This is a genomic window from Shewanella sp. 553 (genome assembly GCF_059338375.1).
Genome location: NZ_CM181701.1, coordinates 962,696 through 985,087 on the forward strand (window position 1 = coordinate 962,696; position 22,392 = coordinate 985,087).

20 protein-coding genes are annotated in these 22,392 nt (G+C 45.3%); 17 read left to right on the forward strand and 3 right to left on the reverse strand.

Features of this window, described 5'->3' with window-relative positions; all coding sequences use genetic code 11:
* The first annotated feature begins 42 nt into the window (after positions 1–42).
* The 6 genes from lepB (at position 43) to acpS (ending at position 4,780) form a co-directional block, all read left to right on the forward strand.
* Positions 43–960: a signal peptidase I gene (gene lepB / locus AC5YBZ_RS04340; RefSeq protein ID WP_494543454.1), complete on the forward strand. Its 918-nt coding sequence runs from the start codon at positions 43–45 to the stop codon at positions 958–960.
* A 1-nt stretch (position 961) separates the two neighbouring features.
* Positions 962–1,639, forward strand: a complete 678-nt coding sequence (gene rnc, locus AC5YBZ_RS04345) for a ribonuclease III (protein ID WP_110456593.1) — start codon at positions 962–964, stop codon at positions 1,637–1,639.
* Entirely contained in the window at positions 1,636–2,628 is a 993-nt protein-coding gene (gene era, locus AC5YBZ_RS04350) for a GTPase Era (RefSeq protein ID WP_475516071.1), read from the forward strand. The genes rnc and era overlap by 4 nt, the downstream gene beginning before the upstream one ends.
* A gap of 112 nt (positions 2,629–2,740) precedes the next feature.
* A complete protein-coding gene (gene recO / locus AC5YBZ_RS04355) occupies positions 2,741–3,436 on the forward strand; it encodes a DNA repair protein RecO (protein ID WP_494519860.1) in 696 nt (231 codons plus the stop codon).
* 108 nt (positions 3,437–3,544) lie between these two features.
* Positions 3,545–4,282: a pyridoxine 5'-phosphate synthase gene (gene pdxJ / locus AC5YBZ_RS04360; protein ID WP_494519859.1), complete on the forward strand. Its 738-nt coding sequence runs from the start codon at positions 3,545–3,547 to the stop codon at positions 4,280–4,282.
* A 99-nt stretch (positions 4,283–4,381) separates the two neighbouring features.
* The gene (acpS, locus tag AC5YBZ_RS04365; protein ID WP_494519858.1) at positions 4,382–4,780 is read left to right on the forward strand and encodes a holo-ACP synthase; all 399 of its coding nucleotides are present in this window, start codon (positions 4,382–4,384) and stop codon (positions 4,778–4,780) included.
* A 56-nt stretch (positions 4,781–4,836) separates the two neighbouring features.
* Here acpS and AC5YBZ_RS04370 read toward each other — a convergent pair whose 3' ends face one another.
* Positions 4,837–6,120: a sensor domain-containing diguanylate cyclase gene (locus tag AC5YBZ_RS04370; RefSeq protein ID WP_494519857.1), complete on the reverse strand. Its 1,284-nt coding sequence runs from the start codon at positions 6,118–6,120 to the stop codon at positions 4,837–4,839.
* A 661-nt stretch (positions 6,121–6,781) separates the two neighbouring features.
* On the opposite strand from AC5YBZ_RS04370, the gene AC5YBZ_RS04375 reads away from it, so the two are divergent.
* A complete protein-coding gene (locus tag AC5YBZ_RS04375) occupies positions 6,782–7,321 on the forward strand; it encodes an Mpo1 family 2-hydroxy fatty acid dioxygenase (protein WP_494519856.1) in 540 nt (179 codons plus the stop codon).
* Between the two features lie 67 nt (positions 7,322–7,388).
* On the opposite strand, the gene AC5YBZ_RS04380 is transcribed toward AC5YBZ_RS04375, so the two are convergent.
* Positions 7,389–8,672 (reverse strand): HlyC/CorC family transporter, encoded by a 1,284-nt coding sequence (locus AC5YBZ_RS04380; RefSeq protein WP_494519855.1) that lies wholly within the window; start codon positions 8,670–8,672, stop codon positions 7,389–7,391.
* Between the two features lie 134 nt (positions 8,673–8,806).
* Positions 8,807–9,595: a cytochrome C assembly family protein gene (locus AC5YBZ_RS04385; RefSeq protein ID WP_494519854.1), complete on the reverse strand. Its 789-nt coding sequence runs from the start codon at positions 9,593–9,595 to the stop codon at positions 8,807–8,809.
* A 292-nt stretch (positions 9,596–9,887) separates the two neighbouring features.
* Here AC5YBZ_RS04385 and ffh point away from each other — a divergent pair, with 292 nt between their 5' ends.
* The 10 genes from ffh (at position 9,888) to tyrA (ending at position 22,335) form a co-directional block, all read left to right on the forward strand.
* Entirely contained in the window at positions 9,888–11,261 is a 1,374-nt protein-coding gene (gene ffh / locus AC5YBZ_RS04390; RefSeq protein ID WP_494519853.1) for a signal recognition particle protein, read from the forward strand.
* Positions 11,262–11,561: 300 nt separating this feature from the next.
* A complete protein-coding gene (locus AC5YBZ_RS04395; protein WP_494543455.1) occupies positions 11,562–12,782 on the forward strand; it encodes an efflux RND transporter periplasmic adaptor subunit in 1,221 nt (406 codons plus the stop codon).
* Between the two features lie 2 nt (positions 12,783–12,784).
* Positions 12,785–15,931: an efflux RND transporter permease subunit gene (locus AC5YBZ_RS04400; RefSeq protein ID WP_494543456.1), complete on the forward strand. Its 3,147-nt coding sequence runs from the start codon at positions 12,785–12,787 to the stop codon at positions 15,929–15,931.
* On the forward strand, positions 15,924–17,441 hold the full coding sequence (locus tag AC5YBZ_RS04405; RefSeq protein ID WP_494543457.1) for an efflux transporter outer membrane subunit: 1,518 nt from the start codon (positions 15,924–15,926) through the stop codon (positions 17,439–17,441). The genes AC5YBZ_RS04400 and AC5YBZ_RS04405 overlap by 8 nt, the downstream gene beginning before the upstream one ends.
* Before the next feature lie 258 nt (positions 17,442–17,699).
* Positions 17,700–17,951 carry a 30S ribosomal protein S16 gene (rpsP, locus tag AC5YBZ_RS04410; protein ID WP_494543458.1) on the forward strand — a complete coding sequence of 84 codons (252 nt, stop codon included), beginning with the start codon at positions 17,700–17,702 and terminating at the stop codon, positions 17,949–17,951.
* A 20-nt stretch (positions 17,952–17,971) separates the two neighbouring features.
* Positions 17,972–18,502 carry a ribosome maturation factor RimM gene (gene rimM / locus AC5YBZ_RS04415; RefSeq protein ID WP_110456582.1) on the forward strand — a complete coding sequence of 177 codons (531 nt, stop codon included), beginning with the start codon at positions 17,972–17,974 and terminating at the stop codon, positions 18,500–18,502.
* 15 nt (positions 18,503–18,517) lie between these two features.
* Positions 18,518–19,264, forward strand: coding sequence for a tRNA (guanosine(37)-N1)-methyltransferase TrmD (trmD, locus tag AC5YBZ_RS04420; protein WP_494543459.1), 747 nt, complete (start codon positions 18,518–18,520; stop codon positions 19,262–19,264).
* Between the two features lie 35 nt (positions 19,265–19,299).
* Positions 19,300–19,650 carry a 50S ribosomal protein L19 gene (gene rplS / locus AC5YBZ_RS04425; protein ID WP_475516081.1) on the forward strand — a complete coding sequence of 117 codons (351 nt, stop codon included), beginning with the start codon at positions 19,300–19,302 and terminating at the stop codon, positions 19,648–19,650.
* Positions 19,651–20,089: 439 nt separating this feature from the next.
* Positions 20,090–21,181: a 3-deoxy-7-phosphoheptulonate synthase gene (locus tag AC5YBZ_RS04430; RefSeq protein WP_494519849.1), complete on the forward strand. Its 1,092-nt coding sequence runs from the start codon at positions 20,090–20,092 to the stop codon at positions 21,179–21,181.
* 14 nt (positions 21,182–21,195) lie between these two features.
* The gene (gene tyrA, locus AC5YBZ_RS04435; RefSeq protein WP_494519848.1) at positions 21,196–22,335 is read left to right on the forward strand and encodes a bifunctional chorismate mutase/prephenate dehydrogenase; all 1,140 of its coding nucleotides are present in this window, start codon (positions 21,196–21,198) and stop codon (positions 22,333–22,335) included.
* The last annotated feature ends 57 nt before the right edge of the window (positions 22,336–22,392 follow it).

Genomic DNA, 22,392 nt, shown 5'->3' on the forward strand with positions numbered 1-22,392 from the left:
GCCAGATGCGCAGATACTCATTTGGCAGGAGTTTAGTTAGCTATGGCGGCTTATTTTTCCCTTATTTTAGTTTTGGTGACGCTCAGCAGTGGTTTAATCTGGCTGTTTGATGCCTTAGTGTTAGCGCCTAAGCGTCAGCAGAAGTTGGCGATGGCGCAAGCGACCCAAGCCGATATCAGTGAAGAAAGCGCTGAAAAAATTGTCCGTGAGTCGGCGATAGTCGAAACCTCGCGATCCATTTTTCCAGTTATCGCTTTTGTATTGATTTTGCGCTCATTTATTTATGAACCATTCCAAATCCCATCTGGATCTATGATGCCAACCTTGTTGGTGGGTGACTTTATTCTGGTTGAAAAATTCAGTTATGGATTAAAAGATCCGGTATGGCGCAGCCAACTGGTTGAAACCGGTAAACCAGAGCGCGGCGATGTGACCGTGTTTAAGTATCCTGAAAACCCCCAAATCGATTACATTAAGCGCATCATCGGTTTGCCAGGTGATCGCGTGGTATATCGTAATAAAGAGCTTTATATTCAAAAAAGCTGCTCTGAAGGGCAAACCGATTGTCCTAAGTTGGAAAAAGTGGCGCGTGTTGGGGTGAATCAAGGGGAATTTAATCAAGATAATATCCCATTATTACGCTATAAAGAGCAGCTTGGTGATGTTACCCATGACATCTTGATCAACCCAGGCCGTGGTGAGCCTACCTCTTTCTACTACCGTGAAAATAACTTGGCTGTGGGTGAATTTGTGGTGCCAGAAGGGCAATATTTTGTGATGGGCGATAACCGTGATAATAGTACCGATTCACGTTTTTGGGGCTTTGTACCTGAGGCGAATTTAGTCGGCAAAGCGGTGGCCATTTGGATCAGTTTTGAATTTGAGCGTACCCCAGCGGACTTCTTACCCACATGGATCCCAACAGGGGTGCGTTTTAACCGTGTAGGTGGGATCGTTTAACATGGAACCGATTAAAAATTTGCCACGTTTGTGCAGAACATTGGGTTATGAGTTTAATAATATCGCTTTGTTAGAGCAGGCGCTGACTCACAGAAGCGCCGCGAGCAAGCATAATGAGCGTCTGGAATTTTTGGGCGACTCCATATTGTCTATCGTTATCTCAGACGCTTTGTATCATCAGTTTCCTAAGGCGACCGAAGGCGATTTAAGCCGGATGCGCGCCACATTGGTGTGCGGCAAGATGCTGGCCGAAGTGGCTAAAGAGTTTAAGTTAGGTGATTACCTAAAATTAGGTCCTGGTGAGCTAAAAAGTGGCGGTTTTCGCCGTGAATCTATTTTAGCCGATGTGGTCGAAGCCATTATCGGTGCAATCTACCTCGATGCCGATCTCGAGACCTGTCGCGCACTCGTACTCAACTGGTATAAGAGTCGCTTAGCGGTGATAGAACCCATTAATCAAAAAGATCCCAAAACCCTGCTGCAGGAACACCTGCAGGGCTTTAAAAAACCTCTACCCTTATACAAGGTTGTCAATATTAGTGGAGAGGCCCATGCGCAAACCTTTACCGTTGAATGTAAGGTGGAGCAATTAGATGAAGCGGTCGTTGGCGTGGCTAACTCCCGTAGAAAAGCGGAACAAATTGCCGCAGCAGAAGTTTTGGAGCGTATCAAGCGATGAGTAATACCGAAAAGCCACAAGGCAATAATGAACCCAGTTTAGACGAGTTACTGTCTCGTATGAACAGTGGCGCCAGTGGCAGTCAATACGATGTCACTTACTGCGGCATGGTCGCCATTGTCGGTCGGCCAAATGTGGGTAAATCGACCTTATTGAATAAGCTGTTAGGGCAGAAGATTTCGATCACCTCTAAGAAGCCGCAAACTACGCGCCATCGTATAATGGGCATCCATACTGAAGGCCCGCGCCAAGTGGTGTTTATTGACACCCCAGGTTTGCATATCGAAGAAAAGCGAGCCATTAACCGCTTAATGAACCGTGCGGCATCGAGCTCATTGGCTGACGTTTGTTTGGTGGTATTTGTGGTCGACGGTTTGAACTGGACCGCCGACGATGAGATGGTGCTCAAGAAATTACAAAGCCGTGATGATGGCCGTAAAACCGTGTTGGCTATCAATAAAGTCGATAATATCAAAGATAAAGAAGCACTATTTCCGCATTTGCAAATGCTGGCTGCTAAATTTGAATTTGATGAGATTTTACCTATCTCAGCGACTCAAGGCACCAATGTGCAGCGTATTATGGATATGGCAATTGAGTCTGTACCTGAGTCGCCACATTTTTTCCCTGAAGATTATGTCACCGACAGATCGCAAAAGTTTATGGCTTCAGAAATTGTCCGCGAAAAACTGATGCGTTTCTTAGGCGACGAGTTGCCATACGATGCCACGGTGGAGATTGAGCAGTTTAAGATGATGGAGAATGGCGTCTACCAAATTAACGCCCTAATCTTAGTCGAACGTGAAACCCAAAAGCGCATGGTGATAGGTAATAAGGGTGAGCGTATCCGTACTATCGCCACTCAAGCCCGCCTAGACATGGAAGTGTTATTTGATAACAAGGTCTTCCTTGAGGTATGGGTGAAAGTGAAGTCAGGTTGGGCCGATGATGAACGGGCGCTGCGTTCATTAGGTTATGGCGACGATTAAGTCACCGTTCTTAAGCTGAATCAAAGGCCGAGATAGTCGATTGCAACTTAAGCTTGCAGTTGAGTATCTCGGCCTTTATTGTCATTAAATAGCAATAATAGAGCAGGGGCTGATGCAGCGGGGATATGTACTTCATACTCGTGCCTATAAAGAGTCGAGTGTACTGGTTAATTTATTAGTCGATGGCCAAGGCCGTATCGACTGCGTCGCTCGTCTTGGTAGTGGCCGCACCTCGATAAAAAGCATTTTACAACCGTTTCAACCTTTGCTGTTTGAGTTAGCAGGCCGCAGTAGCCTAAAGAATCTTTATCAAGTCGAAGCTGCCAGCCCTGCTGTGCCATTAAGTGGCGATGTGATGTTTGCAGGGTTCTATCTCAATGAGCTCTTGGTGCGTTGCTTAGGGATAGAGCATGGTGCGGAGCAACTCTTCTTTGTTTACCATAAAACCCTCATGGCCATGGCGGCGGGATTTAGTCAGGCACAGCTACGCTACTTTGAGGTGGAGTTACTCAAAGAATTGGGGGTGATGCCTTCGTTAAATTTGGATGTGGATCATGCGCCTATCGAAGCCGATTTTTATTATCGCCTGATGTCAGAAGAGGGCTTTAGTAGCGCCTTGGGGCCGAAATCGAATCATTATCGTGGTGAGATGTTATTGGCCCTAGAGACGGGGCAATTACATCAGGATGACTTTAAACAGGCGAAGTTGTTAATGCGCCAATTATTATCGGCTGTGCTGGGCGATAAGCCGCTTAAGTCACGCGCTTTATTTAATAAAGGCGTTAAAAAATCTTCTTATAGCAAGTAATTTACTGCACATCATATGAGTTTCAACTGGTTTTTCCCTTGTGGCTTAGTACAATAAGCGCCAATCAATCATAGAACACTCTCTATCTGTAAAGGTTAAGGACACTTCATGGGCCGTATTCATTTGGGCGTTAATATCGATCACATTGCTACTCTACGTCAGGCTCGTGGTACTAGCTACCCAGATCCTGTACACGCCGCCGCCGTTGCCGAGCATGCAGGCGCTGAGGGGATCACCGTACACCTGCGTGAAGATCGTCGTCATATCTGCGACCGTGATATTTATCTGTTGGCTAAAACCATTAAAACCCGTATGAATTTCGAAATGGCAGTGACCGATGAAATGCTCGACATCGCCTGTGAAGTTAAACCCACCTATGTTTGTTTAGTGCCTGAAAAGCGCGAAGAGTTAACCACTGAAGGTGGCCTTGATGTGGCGGGGCAGTTGGATAAAGTCCGCGCGGCAGTTGCGCGTTTAACTGCAGAAGGCATCAAGGTGTCGCTGTTTATCGATGCCGATAAAACCCAAATTGATGCCACCGTTGCCGTTGGCGCACCGGTTATTGAGCTGCATACTGGCTGTTATGCCGATGCCGAAACGGATGCTGAGCAAGCAAAAGAGCTGGCTCGTATTACTGAGATGGCGGCTTATGCTCATGGTCAAGGTTTAGTGGTCAATGCGGGTCATGGCCTGCATTATCATAATGTTAAGCCGATAGCGGCGATCCCTGAGTTGTATGAACTTAATATTGGTCATGCGATTATCGCCCGTGCGGCCATTGACGGCTTAGACAAGGCGGTGCGTGATATGAAACAGCTAATGGTTGAAGGACGTAACGGTCAGTAACTAAGGGCTTTTAGGTAACGAGTATGATGCTGCACTGGTGACGGGAAAGTCCCAGTGTATTGGTTAACTGGATGATATGCCAGATTTGTTGGAGTGGTTATGATCGTCGGTTTAGGCACTGATATTGTTGAAATTGAGCGTATCGAACAAAGTATTCCTGCTGGCGGCGATATTGATGCGCTAGCCAAGTGTCGCCTGGCCAAACGAGTGTTAACCCATGTTGAGTTAGGTATCTTCGTCGACTCTACTCAGCCTGGTCGCTATTTGGCAAAGCGTTTTGCCGCTAAAGAGGCGGCAGCGAAAGCACTTGGTACCGGGATTGGCCGCGGTGTTTCATTTCAGCATATCGAAATAAGTAACAATGACAATGGTGCCCCATTGATCAGTTTTAGCGGCGGCGCTGCCGATAGGTTAGCGGCACTTGGGGGGGCGCGAGCTCATCTCTCTATCGCCGATGAAAAGCACTACGCCACGGCGACAGTGATTATTGAGTCTTAGGTATCACAGCCCTTATAGGCTAGCCTTTCTAGCAGGCTTGGTATAACAGAACAGCTTTAGCGATATAACGAAACTTTGTTACGCCCCTCCGTTTTGGATTGATAAAGCGCTTGATCAGCACGCGCAATGAGCGATGCTACATCTTCTTTAGCTTGTAACTGAGCAACCCCAGCCGATATGGTTACCTTTGCCATTTTGGGGTAGTCAATATTCGATACTGCAATGCGGCACCGCTCAATCAGGTTGTCGGCGGCATTGAGGTTACAATTATCAAACAGCACCAAAAATTCTTCACCTCCCCACCGAATGACATGGTCAGTTGTCCTAAGGCAGGATTTAATCGTTTTTGCGACCATTTGCAGTACTTTGTCGCCAGTTGGATGCCCCCATTGATCGTTAATTTGCTTAAAATGGTCGATATCGATCATGGATAATGAAAAAGGGGTACCGTGGCGTGACTTCATAAAGTACTTTTCAATTTCGATCTCGCCTGCATTGCGGTTGAGCATGCCTGTTAGTCCATCAAGTTTAGATGTTTCTCTAAAGGCTTGTTCATCTTTAACGCGCTCAGAGAGATCTTTACTTACGCTAACATAATGTGTGATGTTACCCATATTGTCTTTGATCGGAGTGATGCTTTGGTCCGAATAGTATTGGCTGGCATTTTTACGCCTATTTAAAAATGTCGCCCTGAAGGTATTGCCCTGTAACAAGGTACTCCAAAGTTCTTGATAGAATGCCTTTGGGTGTTCTCCTGATTTTAATATTGAGGGATGTTGGCCAAGAATATCACTGTAAGTATAACCTGTTTGCGATACAAACCATTGATTAACATAATTTATAATGCCATTAGTGTCGGTTATCATTACAGAGTCTGGTGTGGTATTAAGGGCTTCCATTAGGAGTTGCTCAGTATTATTTGAGGCCACCTTGTGACTAATATCTTGCTGAATCGAAATATAATGACGTACCTTACCCGTATCATCGAACACTGGGGAGATGTTCCACTCTACATAATAAATAGATCCATCTTTTTTATAGTTTATGGTTGAACCGTGAAAAAATTGACTGTTTGCCAAACAGTAACGTAGTCGATTGATAACATTTTGACAGGTTAATGGGCCTTGTAAAATACGTGGCGTACGGCCTATTAATTCAGTGCTTAGGTAACCAGTCATCTTACAAAATGCTGGATTAGCATAAAGGATTTTGTTGCCAGATTGACTTAAATCGGCATCGGTAATAATGACGGCGTTAAAAGATTGCTCGACCCCCATTTTCAACATGGCCAGTAGGTCTGAGTGGGTTATTTCAGACTTGTCATTTAGCGTGTTTAGCATAAATTTTCCATATCTCCCCAAGAGGATGTCTGTTGATATAATACCGACTTCATGATGCTTACTAGTTGTACCAATATTAACGGGTAAGCGCTGAATTAAGTGTTAAGGCACACTATTACTTATACTGTTCAACTTGTTGTTGCAGTGCTTCTTATCCTCAACATAACTTGGGTAGACAGCCTATCTCGTTTAATTCTGCTGCTTCCCAATCATTACAAGTTTTTTCAATCGCATGAATTTTACAAGCGTTTGAAATAAAACGATTATAGCACGCTAATAGCTTAGTTTTTTCACGAGAGCATACAACGAGATTGTTTTGGCATATTTGACTGATTTTAGCGGCTTTAAGAGTAAATTAGTGTCGGCAAGGCTTAAGGGGAGCAGTGAAAGTCGCTAATGATCTGATTTAGCTTGATAGCATAGATAGCCTATCATAGGGATTATGCATGGTTGGGAGCTTATTGCTGTTATTTATAAAGGCGCTTAACCAGTTAAGCTAGTAACCTTGCTTAAAATACGCTAGGTTACTTTTAATTTACTGGTAGTCTCATCTCATGGTTACACTATGAGTCTCCAAAGTGAACTTACATTAATACAGTGGCTGTTTAAGATTAACAATTAGGCCTATCTTAAAAGTTAAGACGATACATGGAGTGTTTTGATGAAATCAGCGGTAGAACAACTATCCACTTATAAAAGTGTCCATCTTAATCCGGTTAATATAAAGACTCACTTTGTCGGTGTTCCGTTGATTATCTGGTCGGCATTTGTGATGTTAAATACCATACCCATAACGTTTTTGAAATTGGATAATCCCACTTTGGTGTTAAATGTGGCCGGTTTGTGTGCCATTGGTGTGCTTATCTATTATTTCAGGTTACACGCGAGTTTGGCCGTTGGATTAAGCTTATTTATTTTACCTGTGCTATTTAGTTCATACTACATGGCAAAAATGGAAACGGCTTGGGTTATCGCTTTGGGTGTGTTTGTCATTGGTTGGGTGTTTCAGTTGATTGGCCACAAGTATGAAAAGGCAAAGCCAGCCTTTATTGATGATTTAAATCAGCTGTTGATTGGGCCATTTTTTTTGATGGCAGAGCTCTATTTTATGCTGGGATTAGAGCAAGATTTGAATAAAGAGATCACCCCGTTAGCGATTGCTAAGCGTCGTATGTTAGAAACAGGGTCTCGGTCCAGATAAATATCAAGCCTAGCCTCATTAAAATAAAGGCGCTCATTGAGCGCCTTTATTTTTGAGGTGATTAAGCTTAGCGTTTATTCGCTTTGGGCAGATTATAATGCTGGGGCATCACGCGAACGGTCTTAATCATATTTTCGCCGACTTCAACGATTTCTATGGGGTATCCAAATATACGCATCGAGGTATTGGGCTCAGGAATATCTTCAAGATATTCGATAATCAGGCCATTAAGAGTTTTTGGCCCATCGATAGGAAAGTGCCAAGCCATCTCTTTATTCAAATCACGTATGTTAATGGTGGCGTCAATAAGGTAACTCCCATCGGGTTGCTTATTGATATCTTCACTCGGAGTGGTCACCATCGAAGTGGTAAAGTCACCCACAATCTCTTCGAGGATGTCTTCTAAGGTGACTAAACCTTGGATATCGCCGTATTCATCAACGACAAGGCCTATACGTTCTTTATTGCGCTGAAAGTTAGCTAGTTGTACGTTGAGCGGTGTCCCCTCTGGGACAAAGTAGAGTTCTTTAACCGCACGTAATAGCGATGATTTACTAAATTGCCCCTTTGATTGCAATCGTAAGGCATCACGCAAATGCACAAAACCAACGGCATCATCGATAGTATCGCGATACAGCAACACGCGAGTATGCGGGCTCTGGATCACTTGGCGGTTAATGCTTTTAAAGTCATCATTGATATTGATGGCGTATAACTCAGAGCGTGGGATCATAATGTCTTCCACGGTGACTTTCTCAAGATCCATAATCGATAACAGCATTTCTTGATGTCGTCTAGGGATCAAGGCGCCCGCCTCATGTACCACAGTACGGAGTTCTTCTTGGCTTAGGGCATCATCTTCCTTAACCGAGCGAATACCTAAAATATGCAAAAAGGTTGAGGTGATTAAGTTGACCACTTTAACCAGTGGCCATAACACCACTAATAGCATTTTAAGTAATACGCTAGATGGGAAGGCAATGCGCTCTGGGTGCAGCGCTGCAACCGTTTTGGGAGTGACCTCGGCAAAGACCAGTACCACTAAGGTTAACACTCCGGTCGCGATAGCTACGCCCACATCACCAAATAGACGAATACCCACAATGGTGGCAATCGCTGAAGCGAGAATATTGACTAAGTTGTTACCAATCAGAATAAGACCGATAAGTCGGTCGGGTCTATCGAGTAGTTTAATTGCTCGCAGCGCACCCTTATGACCATTGTTGGCTAAATGACGGAGTCGGTAGCGATTAAGTGACATCATGGCAGTCTCAGACCCTGAAAAATAGGCTGAGATAATGATGAGTACGAATAGAATAATAAAAAGTACGCTGGTGGATATTGCGTCCAATCAGTGGCCCCACTATGGCGATAATTAAGAAAAAAGCGTTGAGGAGTAGTAAATACAGCGATTTGCCTGAAGAGTCAAGCTAACCCAGGCTACGCATGGTTATGCGTAGCCTCAGGTAAACGCGATTACTGCGGTTATTGTAAAATCAGTTCTTTGACGATTCTGGCCCCAAAATAAGCCAGTGACAGCAGTATCGCGCCACTTAGCGTATAGGCAACGGCAGTACGGATTTTACAACCAACCCAATATTGCTGCGCTAGCATAGCGATGTAGGTAAACCAAGCCATAATCGACAAAATAGCCTTGTGCCCCTTACCTTCGGCAAACATATCATCAAGGAAAATAAAGCCAGTGGCTAATGACAAACTTAGCAGCATGACGCCAATAATGACTAGATGATATAACTGTTTTTCAACTGTCATCAAAGGGGGGATAGCTGGGCTTAACATCAATTGCTTTTTCTTAAGCTTGTTTTGGATCATGGCGAGCTGTATTGCATATAGCGCAGCAATCATCAATGCGCTGTAGGCCATGAGCGACAGCACCACGTGGGCCAATACTTCAGGATAGAGTTCGAAATGGATAATAAATTCTGGTGGCAGTAACCAGAGTAAAGCGACCGAAATGACCGAGCAGGCGTAGACAACCGGTACGACAACAATCACCTTGAGTCTAAACATTAAAATAGTAAAGGTGAATGCAATAATCCAATTCACCATAGAGATCACATTGGTTAGGCTAAAATTTTGTCCATCGCCAGTAAAGATGGCTTGGTAAAGTGCGGCGGCATGTAGTACTACGGCGATAGCTGCAAACCCTGCAACGGCTCGACGATTAGGCCCTTGGGCATGAAACAGACGACCAACGACCAAGATAAGGGCGATACTATAGAAAAATATGGCTGAAGCCGAAAAAATGACCATCGAAAATTAACCTATCGTTATGTTAGCTTTCTGTGCAATATCAACCCATTTAGGCTGGATTGTATGTTACCAAGTAATATCATTAGAATAACACGATCGGCGCATAAATGGGCAGAGGCTTTACACACAAAAATTAGTTCTTTCTGAGCGTTACTCCTAAGTTTTGTGATTTTATTGTGTGGTAAGACAAAAGAGCGACATCGATTACTTGCATCAGTGCGGTAGCATAATCTCTATGCATGGTTATAATACTGGCCAATCATGTACATTCTAAACGGTAAAGAACGCGATAATGTTTGAGAACTTAACGGACAGATTATCACGTACCCTGAAGAACATCAGTGGTCGTGGTCGCTTAACTGAAGACAATATAAAAGAAACGTTACGCGAAGTGCGCATGGCGCTACTTGAAGCCGATGTTGCTTTGCCTGTAGTGCGTGCCTTTGTTAATAGCGTAAAAGAACGAGCGGTAGGCCAAGAGGTTTCTAAAAGCTTAAGCCCAGGCCAAGCCTTTATTAAGATAGTACAAAGCGAGTTGGAAAACGCCATGGGCGAAGCCAACGAAGCGCTAAACCTATCGGCTCAGCCGCCTGCAGTGATCATGATGGCTGGTCTTCAAGGGGCGGGTAAAACCACCAGTGTTGCCAAACTGTCTAAGTTTTTGCGTGAGCGCGAAAAGAAATCAGTACTTGTGGTCAGCGCTGACGTATATCGTCCTGCGGCAATCAAACAGCTTGAAACCTTAGCGACAGAAGTTGAGGTTGAGTTTTTCCCGTCGGATGTCAGTCAAAAACCGATTGATATCGTAAACGCAGCACTGGCACACGCTAAGCTCAAGTTTATCGATGTGGTGATTGTCGATACTGCGGGTCGTCTGCATGTTGATGAAAGCATGATGGACGAGATAAAGGCGTTACATGCGGCCGTTAACCCGATTGAAACTCTGTTTGTGGTCGATGCCATGACAGGTCAAGATGCGGCCAATACGGCTAAAGCATTTAATGAGGCATTACCATTAAGTGGTGTGATCCTCACCAAAGTCGATGGTGATGCACGCGGTGGTGCGGCCTTATCGATTCGCCATATCACGGGTAAACCGATTAAGTTTTTGGGTGTTGGTGAGAAGACCGACGCCCTAGAGCCATTCCATCCTGATCGCGTGGCGTCACGTATTTTAGGAATGGGTGATGTCCTGTCGCTGATTGAAGAAGTTGAGCGCGGCGTCGATAAAGAAAAAGCGATGAAGCTGGCTTCCAAAGTGAAGCAGGGCGGAAGTTTCGATTTAGAAGATTTCCGTGAACAGCTACAGCAGATGAAAAACATGGGTGGCATGATGAACATGATTGAGAAGCTGCCCGGTGTGGGTCAGCTTCCGCCTGAAGCGCTCGCGCAAGTACAAGATGGCAAGATGACAGGGCAAATGGAAGCGATTATCAATTCTATGACGCCAGGTGAGCGTAAGCGCCCTGATATTATCAAAGGCTCGCGTAAACGCCGTATCGCCCTTGGCTCTGGGACGCAAATTCAGGATGTTAACCGCTTATTGAAGCAGTTTACCCAGATGCAAAAAATGATGAAAAAAATGTCGGGTAAAGGTGGCATGAAAAAAATGATGCGTGGCATGAGCGGAATGCTACCGCCTGGAATGAAAATGCCAGGCCGTTAAATACGTCTTTTAAAATACGCCAATCATAAGCTCAAGCAACCTGCTTGAGCTTTTTTTATTGTTCCACCTCGTGATGTCGATTAAAGCTGCAACTATGGTTAGATAGACATGTTGGGCTAGTGACTGATTTTACGTTTTTTTGTCTTGCCGTTGCCTAGCTGTTGTCTTAATGTTGTTGGGTGTTGTCGTTTGCGCTTCTTTGTTAGTACCATGCTGTATTAACTTTGCTCATTGATTCGTTGTATTTTAAATGGGTTGCCTTGTGCTGCGCGGTACGATTGATTAATTTAGGGCATATTCATGATTATAAACGTTTTTTCGGCAAAACACTTCGTCGTTGTCATTGCGGCATTCATTTCTTTATTTGGCTGTGAGAAGACAGAGCTGAAAATCACTCCTAAATTAGTCGTTGTTGAGAAAGTCAGTTCGGCAACGGTGCCACTTTACGGCAACTACATTGGCGTGACACAAGCGTCACTCGATGTAGAGGTTAGGGCTCGTATTAATGGTTTTGTTGAAGATAAAAGCTTTATCGAGGGTAGTGCAGTCAAAGAAGGTTCGGTGTTATATCGCATTGATAATCGACCTTATTTGGCGGTAGTAAACCGTTTAAAAGCCAATGTTGAGGCCCATCAATCTGCCTTGGATAAAGCCAAGCGTGATGTGGATCGTTTAAGGCCTTTGTATGAGCAAGATGCCGCGAGTCAACTCGATTTTGATAATGCGTTATCTGTGTTATCCCAAGCCAAATCAAGTTTAGCGGCGAGTATGGCAGAGTTGGAAGAAGCTCAGTTAGAGCTGAGTTATACAGAGATTAAATCGCCAATATCGGGTTTAGTTAGCCGCTCAGAGGTTGATATTGGCGCTCTCGTTGGCAGTAATGGTCAATCTTTGCTTACTCGGGTGAAGCAAGTTGACCCGATTTATGTCACTTTCAACATGTCGGCCTTAGATTATCTTAACGCTCGTCGGCGCATGACGAGTTACTCTGACAAGAAAGAAGCCGAGACCGAAGGTAAAGCCGTTGAGGGTTTTGTGGCCATCACCTTACCCGACAACAGTGCCTACCCATATCTGGGGGATGTGCGCTTTACCGATCCGTCTGTTAATCCTGAAACAGGTACCTTCCAAGTAAGGGCAGAGTTACCCAATCCTAATAAAGAGCTGCTGCCTGACCAATACACCAATGTACGAATCAAGCTTGACGAGATAAATGACGCCGTAGTGATCCCACAAAAGGCTACCCAGGTTGAACAGGGCGGGGTATATGTCATGGTGGTGCTGCCTGATAATAAGGTCGAGCGGCGTTTTATTGTGATAGATCATCAAGGCAAGATGGGGGTAGTGGTTAAGAGCGGTTTACGCGCCGGTGAATTGGTGATTGTTGAGGGGATGCACCGCGTTCGTCATGGTCAGCTGGCAGAACCGTTAACTCAACAAGAATATCAACAACGTGAAGATAGAGCGCAAAAAGAACAGGCGCTTAAGCAGCAAGCTTTAGAGCAAGAACAGGAGCAGTAACCATGGCACAATTTTTTGTGACTCGACCGGTTTATGCTTGTGTTATCTCCATTGTGATAGTGCTGCTTGGTTTAATTGCCATGTTCAAACTGCCCATAGATCAATATCCTTATATTACGCCGCCACAAGTTAAAGTGTCGGCTTTCTATCCTGGTGCCGCATCAACAACTGCAGCAGAGTCGGTTGCTACGCCGTTAGAGCAAGAACTAAACGGTTTACCGAACATGATTTATATGAGCTCTAAGAGCACTAACTCTGGCAGCACTAATGTCACCATTACCTTTGATGTTGGCACTAACCCAGATTTGGCTGCGGTTGATGTGCAAAACTCAACTCAACAAGCCGCTGGAAGCTTACCCATTGATGTGCAAACCGAAGGTGTGTCTGTTTCGAAAGAAGCCTCGGTTGAGCTACTCAAATTGGCGTTAACATCGACCGATGATCGCTATGACGAAATTTATTTAAGTAACTACGCTACCATCAATATTCAAGCAGCCCTTAAACGTATCCCTGGCGTCGGGCGAGTGCGAAATACCGGGTCACGTAGTTATTCAATGCGAGTCTGGTTAAAGCCCGATATTATGGCGGGTTATGGTCTTACGACTAGCGATGTGATCGCGGCGGTGAAAGCACAGAACAAGGAGTCGCCCGCGGGGGCAATTGGTTCGCAGCCCAATGCCGAGTCCCTAAGTATGACACTGCCTATCACCGCTGAGGGGCGTATGAGCAGTGTGCCGCAATTTAAAGAGATTATTGTGCGCGCCAATAGCGATGGCTCTCTTATCAGGTTGCGTGATATTGCGCGGGTGGAGTTAGGCTCGTCATCGTACACCCTACAGTCACAACTTAATGGAATCAATGCGACCATTTTGCAGGTTTACCTGTTACCAGGTGCCAATGCCCTAGAGGTGACCAAAAACGTTAAAAACGAGATGGCGACACTGGCTGAGAAGTTCCCGCAAGGTATGAACTGGGAGGTCTTTTTTGATGCCTCGATTTTTATTGAAAACTCGATTGATGAAGTGGTCAAAACGTTAATTGAAGCGTTGATACTAGTGATATTGGTGGTCTATCTGTTCCTGCAGAACTTTCGGGCGACCTTGATCCCAGCGATTGCAGTGCCTGTATCATTGATTGGCACGCTGGCGGCCATGCTGGCGTTTGGGTTTACCATTAACACTGTTAGTTTACTGGCCTTAGTGCTGGCGATCGGTATTGTGGTTGATGATGCCATTGTGGTCGTTGAAAATGTTGAGCGCTTAATGCACGAAAAGGGCTTAAACTCCGTTGAGGCGACCCGTGTTGCCATGAAAGAGCTTTCTGGGGCGTTGGTGGCAACAAGCTTAGTCTTGGCGGCGGTATTTGTACCTGTGTCTTTTTTATCGGGGATAACCGGGATAATGTACCGTGAGTTTGCCATTGCGATTACCGTGGCGGTGTTGATCTCCACGGTTGTTGCGCTGACATTGTCGCCGGCCTTGTGTGCCTTATTACTCCGGCCTGGAGATAAGGCCACCTCGGGTTTTTTCAAATGGATGAACGACAAGCTGGATATTTGTACCAGTCAATATGTCGCGATTGTCGCATTAACCGCTCGGCAGGCTACACGTAGCTATTTGGTGTTTGCCATTATGGTCGGTGGCGTTTATATGATCATGTCAAACCTACCTTCGAGTTTTATGCCTGATGAAGATCAAGGTCGCTTTTTCATCGATATGACCTTACCCGATGGTGCAACCGTGAATCGTTCACAAGCTGTGCTAAAGAAAGCCGAGGCCAAAGTGCTGGCCCATCCCGCTGTTGCGTATTCGTTTACCTTGGCCGGAGAGAATCGCCGTTCAGGCTCTAACCAAGCAAACGGTCAATTCGAAATTATTCTTAAGCCTTGGTCTGAGCGAACACAGAATGATGCAACGGTTAAAAAAGTGATGAAAGAGATAGACCATGCGTTACTCGATATATTGGAAGCTGAGTTCAACGTGTATTTGCCATCGGCAGTGCCAGGATTAGGTAATGGTTCTGGGGTTGAAATGGAGCTACAGGACACCTCTGGGACAAACTTTAAAGGCTTGATGGAAACGGCTGATGAGCTGGTTGAACGACTTAAATTACAACCAGAAGTTGCGACGGCAGGACTGTCACTTCAAAGTGCGATACCACAGCTGCACTTAACGGTTGATGAAGCCAAAGCGATGGCTATTGGCGTTAATGTGGCTGATATCTACAGTACGATAAAAACCTTTACTGATTCTGCTACAGTTAATGATTTCAATTTATTTGGCCGTGTTTATCGAGTGAAAGTGCAAGCCGAGGAGAGTTATCGTCAGTTTCCTGAGCAGATAAAAAATTACTACGTGCGCTCATCCAGCGGCGCTATGGTGCCTATCGGTGTGCTGGCGAAGTATGAGTATTCTGTTGGCCCAGCTGCGGTAACTCATTACAATTTATTTAGTAGCGCCTCGATTAATGCAACGCCGGCAGCTGGTTATGCGTCTGGCGATGTGATTAGAGCCATAGAGCGAGTGGCTAAACCCATGTTACCCAATGAGTTTAGTTACGAATGGACGGGTATTACCTATCAGGAAGTACAGTCTGCCAATCAAACCAGTATTGCTGTCGCGTTAGCCATGTTGTTTGTATTCTTATTCCTTGCAGCACTGTATGAGAGTTGGACTATCCCCATTGCGGTATTGCTAATCGCACCGATTGCTATGTTGGGGGCGGCCTTAGGAACTTGGGTCAGTGGCATGGAGAGTAATTTATTCTTCCAAGTCGCCTTTATTGCTCTCATTGGGATGGCGGCGAAGAACTCTATTTTGATTGTCGAATTTGCCAATCAATTGCATAAGGAAGGAAAAGATTACCTTGAGGCCGCGTTAGAGGCCGCTAACATGCGTTTTCGTCCGATTCTAATGACCTCAATGGCATTCATTTTAGGCGTGTTGCCGCTGGTGTTATCTGTGGGGCCAGGCGCTGTGAGTCGCCAGAGCATCTCTATCCCTATTCTGTGCGGAATGGTGTTTGCGACCACCATAGGGATTATTATGGTTCCCCTCTTTTTCGTCACGACCGCAGGCTGGTTAAAGTCTAAAATAAAGCCTACTGCAGCGAATGAACATCCTGCGCAGGAGGGCAATGCTCATGGCTAATCAATGGCTCGGACATCAAGCAGCATTCGCGCTAAAGCTAGCTTTGGTTGCTAAGGCTAAGGCTAAGGTCATAGGTATTACGGCGACGGTACTGAGTTTAGTTGGTTGTGCAATGGGACCAGATTACCAGCGTCCAGACGTTGAGCTACCGGCGCAATATCATCATGAGTTGGTACAAGATACCATCGACAATGATGGTCTGGTGCCATGGCAGTCTTTTTACCTTGACCCCAATGTACGTAAACTTATCTCTTATGCGCTGGCGCAAAACTTAGATCTTGAGGCGGTACGTTCTCGCCTCATCGCCGCTCGCTCGAAAGTGACTGTGACTGACGCGACGCTTTATCCGGAACTTGGTTTAGGTGCTAATGCAGAGCGTTCAGTCGACAGTGGCATAACCAGCACTAATCCCACTCACAGCAATGAATTCGACATTGCAGGTACAGTGTCTTGGGAGCTGGATATCTGGGGAGCTAATCGGCGTCGCAGTGAGGCTGAATATGCTCATTTTCTGTCGGCACAAGAAGCGCTTAATTTGGCGGTTATCAGCCTGATAAGCGATGTTGCCAGTCGTTATTATGAATGGCTCGATATTGAGCAGCGTTATCAAATTTCTGTCAATACGGTTAAGTTGCGTAAAAAAGAGCGTGATTTGGCAAGGCTAAGAAAACAAAATGGGGTGATTTCAGGCTTGCAGGTCAAGCAAGCCGAAGTGGAATACCAGAGCGCTAAAGTCACCTTGCCCACACTCGATTTTGAGCGCCAAGAAAAAGCCAATCAGTTAAGGGGCTTGCTCGGCGAATATGATTATCCGCTTAAAGTCGATGGAGACATAGCATCCCTCATTGCTGAAATGCCATTTTCAGGTTCCTTTAGTGTAGGCATCCCGTCAAAAATGTTGTCACAGCGGCCTGATGTCAAAGCTGCAGAGCAGGCATTAATTGCGGCCAACGCCAATGTGGGCGTGGCCAAAACGGCCTTTTTCCCAAAATTTAACATTACCGGTAGCTATGGCACAGAATCTGATGATTTAGATAAGATCTTTGATAGTCAGGGAGTCACTTGGTCACTACTTGGGGGGATCACAGCCCCCATTTTCAATGCTGGCAGTATAGCGGCTCAATACGATATAGCCCAAGAGTCATTTAAGCAGGCTCTACTTGCTTATCGAAGTACTGTATTGGCAGCATACTTTGAAGTTAATGATGCCATGAACAGCTTTCGGCGCTCTGAATCTGCAATAGAAGCACAAGCAGAACTGGTTGAAGCCTCGCGCGGATATGCCCACTTGGCGATGTTAAGATATCGCAATGGCGTATCGAGTTCGTTAGATCTAATGGATGCACAACGAAACTTGTTTAATGCCGAACTTAGCTTAAGTGAGGTGAGACGAGATAAACAGCTGGCGATGATTAAGCTATATCGTTCACTCGGTGGAGGTGTGTTTAACGCAAACGAGCTGAAGCAAACCTTCACGGATAATTCTGGCAGCGTAGAGAACGTTCAATAGCCGCTAGTTACTATCAAAATTTTGATTTACACTTATCATTAATTAACTGCTTAAGCTTATTTTTGGCTATTTGAGTTGTATCTCTGCAATTGCGAGTAAGCCTATTACTGCTAAGTATTTTCGTGGTCAAAAAAGTTGCATTCGTCGCCGATTCAGGTAGAATCGGGCGGCTTTCTATCTGGGACTCTTCGCGAACACGGGGTTCCAGTTTTTATTTTTGCTTTATAAACAAGCAAACCATTAGAGGATAAAAGACGCATGGTTACCATTCGTTTAGCTCGTGGCGGCGCAAAAAAGCGTCCATTTTATAACATCGTAGTTGCCGATAGCCGCAACGCTCGTGACGGTCGTTTCATCGAACGTGTTGGTTTCTTCAACCCATTGGCTCGTGACCAAGAAGAAACGCTACGTTTAGACCTTGAGCGTGTTAAGCACTGGGTTTCTAACGGTGCTGCTACTACTGATCGTGTAGCAAAACTGATTAAAGACGCTAGCAAAGCAGCTGCTTAATAGCGTTAAGGTATAGATTAATGAGTAGTCACCAAGAACCTGTCGTACTGGGCAAATTAGGCTCATGTCACGGCATTAAAGGTTGGTTGAAGATCACTAGCTATACCGATTCTGTCGAAGACATTTTTAACTATTCACCTTGGCTGATTAAAGAACAAGGTGAATGGCGCGAGGTTAAGGTCGAACAGTGGCGTTTTCAAGGTAAGGCGTTAATCGCTGAGCTTGAAGGGGTTAATTCGAGAGACCGAGCGCAAATGCTCACCAACTGTGAGATTGCCATTCCTGCAGAGTTGATGAAAGCCTTGCCAGAAGACGAGTTCTATTGGCGTGATTTAATTGGCTGTAATGTAGTGAATACCAAAGGCTATAACATGGGTAAGGTCGACCAGATCGTGGAAACAGGATCAAACGACGTACTCCTTGTAAAAGCTAACGCTAAAGATGGCTTCGGCAAAACGGAACGTATGATTCCTTTTGTGACCGAGCAGTTCATCCTTGAGGTGAATTTAGCAGAGAAACAAATTTTAGTGGATTGGGATCCGGACTTCTAAGTCGAGGGGCAACAGATGTGGTTAGGGGTAGTAACCCTGTTTCCAGAGATGTTTCGTGCCGTAACAGACTTTGGTGTAACGGGTCGGGCCGTTAGCAACGGCTTGTTGGAGTTGCAAACGTGGAATCCTCGTGATTTCACCCATGATAAACATCGTACAGTGGACGACCGGCCTTATGGCGGCGGACCCGGTATGTTGATGATGGTGCAACCTTTACGCGATGCCATTCACGCAGCGAAAGCCGCTGCAGGTGATAAAGCAAAGGTGATTTATCTTTCTCCTCAAGGACGCAAGCTGACTCAGCAAGGCGTCGAAGAGTTAGCGAAATCAAAGCGTTTGATTTTAGTGTGTGGTCGCTACGAAGGTATCGATGAGCGCATTATTCAAACGGAAGTGGATGAAGAGTGGTCGATTGGTGATTACGTGCTTTCGGGCGGCGAACTACCAGCGATGACTCTGATAGATTCAGTATCGCGCTTGGTTCCAGGGGTTCTTGGAAAACAAGCTTCGGCAGAGCAGGACTCCTTCTCTGATGGGTTACTGGATTGTCCCCACTATACTCGACCTGAAAGCTTAGACGGTATCGATGTACCAGCCGTATTGCTAAGTGGTAACCACGAACATATTAGACGCTGGCGTTTGCAACAAAGTCTCGGAAGAACTTTGTTACGACGACCAGAATTATTTGAAAATCTAGCTCTGACTGACGAACAAACTAAGCTATTAGCCCAATTTGTCGATGCTACCCAAAAGGGTGAGTAACAAATGGTCAGTTATTACTAGGATGGAGTTTATTCATGAATAACATCATTAAAATGCTCAACGAAGAGCAAATGAAGCAAGACGTACCACAATTTGGTGCAGGTGATACTGTTGTTGTTAAAGTACGTGTTGTAGAAGGCGGTAAAGAGCGTCTACAGGCGTTTGAAGGCATCGTTATCGCTAAGCGTAACCGTGGTCTGCATTCTGCATTCACAGTTCGCAAGATCTCTAATGGTGAAGGTGTTGAGCGTGCGTTCCAGACTCACAGCCCAATCATCTCTAGCATCGAAGTTAAGCGTCGCGGCCGTGTTCGTCGTGCTAAGCTTTACTACCTACGTGATCGTTCAGGTAAATCTGCACGTATCCGTGAGAAGCTTGCTAAGTAAGCAAACGCTTCAAGTAAACAAGATGCAGTGTTCGCACAAATACCCGCCTTATGGCGGGTTTTTGTGTTTTAGGGCACTGGAAAAGTTCGCAAAAAGAGGCTTGCTTGTTAGTATGCAGTAAAACATTGCCTTAACATTGTCTTTATACTTGTTATAAGCTCACCTATTGAAGGTGGGTTAACCTTCAATCGATAACCACTAGTTAGTCCCTAAGTAAAAAATGAATAACTGCAAAAGTGCATTGAATTGTTATCGATAGGCATTTTTTTGCTTGATTCTAAATAAAACCACAGGCATAGTTAAATCAATGATGTAATGGTGAACTGCTACAGCATTGCGCTTGCGGGTGATGAGTAAGTCAGTAATAGTTCGGTGGGCGTTATTCTAATAAGCCTAATTTTTGTGACAATATAATTATAGATAGAGGTTGGTGACGGGTATGCAGCAAGACACAATTAATAATGTCCATATTAGTTCTGAAAAAGTATTAGTAACCCCAGAAGAGTTAAAGCAACAACTTCCTTTATCCACTGCTGCCTACCAATATGTATTGAATGCTCGTAAAACCGTATCCGATATTGTGCACAAACGTGATAATCGTGTGCTAGTGGTCAGTGGACCGTGTTCTATCCATGATATCAAGTCTGCTAAAGAATACGCACTTAGACTCAAAACCCTACATGACGAATTGCAAGATGAGTTTTATATTTTGATGCGTGTGTACTTTGAAAAACCGCGGACTACCGTGGGCTGGAAAGGCATGATAAATGACCCAGATATGGATGAGTCATTTGATGTTGAAAAAGGGCTGCGTATGGCTCGAGAATTGATGATCTGGTTAGCCGAATTAGGCTTACCGGTTGCCACTGAAGCCCTTGACCCGATTAGCCCGCAATATATTTCTGAACTCGTCACTTGGTCGGCGATTGGTGCGCGCACGACTGAGTCGCAAACTCATCGTGAGATGGCATCTGGATTATCTATGCCTGTCGGGTTTAAAAACGGTACCGATGGCAAGTTAGGGGTCGCCATTAATGCACTTGAGTCTGCAGCCAGTAGCCATCGATTTATGGGAATAAATCAACAGGGGCAAGTGGCCTTATTACAAACGGCGGGCAACCCCGATGGGCATGTGATTTTGCGTGGGGGCAAAGTACCAAATTACGATGCCCACAGCGTTGCCGAGTGCGAACGTCAACTGCATGCCGCTAAGCTTAATGCACGGTTGGTAGTGGATTGCAGTCATGGTAATTCTTCAAAAGATCACAATAAACAACCCGTGGTTTGCCAAGATGTATTTGATCAAATTGAGCAGGGTAATCGTTCGATTATAGGGGTGATGCTAGAGAGTCATCTTAATGCAGGTAATCAAGCTTGCGATAAACCTTTAAGTGAACTGGATTATGGTGTCTCGGTGACGGATGCGTGTATAAATTGGCAAGATACTGAAGAGTTATTACGTCATGGTGCGGCGCAATTAGCGTCGGTTTTACCGACAAGATTTGATATGCTTAAGGCTGCAACTGCCTGATGGATAATTAAAAAATGAATGAAAAGACCACTGAAGAGCTCGAAAAGTTACGCGGCCATATTGATAATGTCGATCAACAATTATTGCACCTACTGCGTAAACGCTTGGATCTTGTTGGGCAGGTGGGGGCGGTAAAACACGCTGCAGGGGTGCCAATTTATGCACCCGAACGTGAAGCGTCAATGCTGGCTAAACGCCGTGAAGAAGCCAGTAAAATGAACGTTTCTCCGCAGCTTATCGAAGATATTTTACGCCGATTAATGCGTGAATCGTACCTTAATGAGAAGGATGTCGGTTTTAAACAGGTAAAAACCGATCTGGGTCATGTGGTTATCGTTGGTGGTAAAGGTAAGCTTGGTGGGCTGTTTAGCCAAATGTTACGTTTGTCAGGCTATCAAGTGAAATCACTCGATAAAGATGATTGGCAAGATGCTGATGCTATTTTTGCCGGAGCTGGGCTGGTTATCGTTACCGTACCCATCAGGATCACTTGTGAGTTGATTGCCAGTAAATTGGGCCAGTTACCCGAGTCGTGTATTTTAGCTGATTTAACATCGATAAAAGCCAAGCCACTTGATGCAATGCTAACGGCCCACCAAGGACCCGTAGTGGGCCTACATCCTATGTTTGGCCCAGATGTGGGCAGTTTGGCTAAACAGGTAGTCGTGGTGTGCCATGGTCGCGATCCAGAAAAGTATCGATGGCTGATGGAGCAGATACAGATTTGGGGCGCACGTTTGGTTGAAGCAGATGCGCAAAAGCATGATAAGGCGATGCAACTCGTGCAAGCGATGCGTCACTTCTCCTCGTTTGTTTATGGGCTAAATCTTTATCGTGAAGCGGCTGATATCGATACCCTATTACAGTTTAGTTCGCCCATTTATCGGTTAGAACTGGCTATGGTAGGGCGCCTTTTTGCTCAGAGTCCGGAACTGTACGCCGATATTATCTATGCGCAGCGCGAAAGCCTGACGGCGATAGGTGATTATTTAGATAATTATGCCCAGGCCCTTGAGTTGTTGAAGTCGGGGAATAGGCAAGGATTTATAGCTCAGTTTGAAGAGGTGGCTAACTGGTTTGGTGATTTTGCGCCGCAATTCCAGCGAGAGAGTCGTGTGATGTTACAATCGGTCAACGATATGAAAGTGGGCTAGTTATCTGCGTTGGCAGCGCCATTTTTGAACTCAACTCTATACTTAACCTGAGCCGAG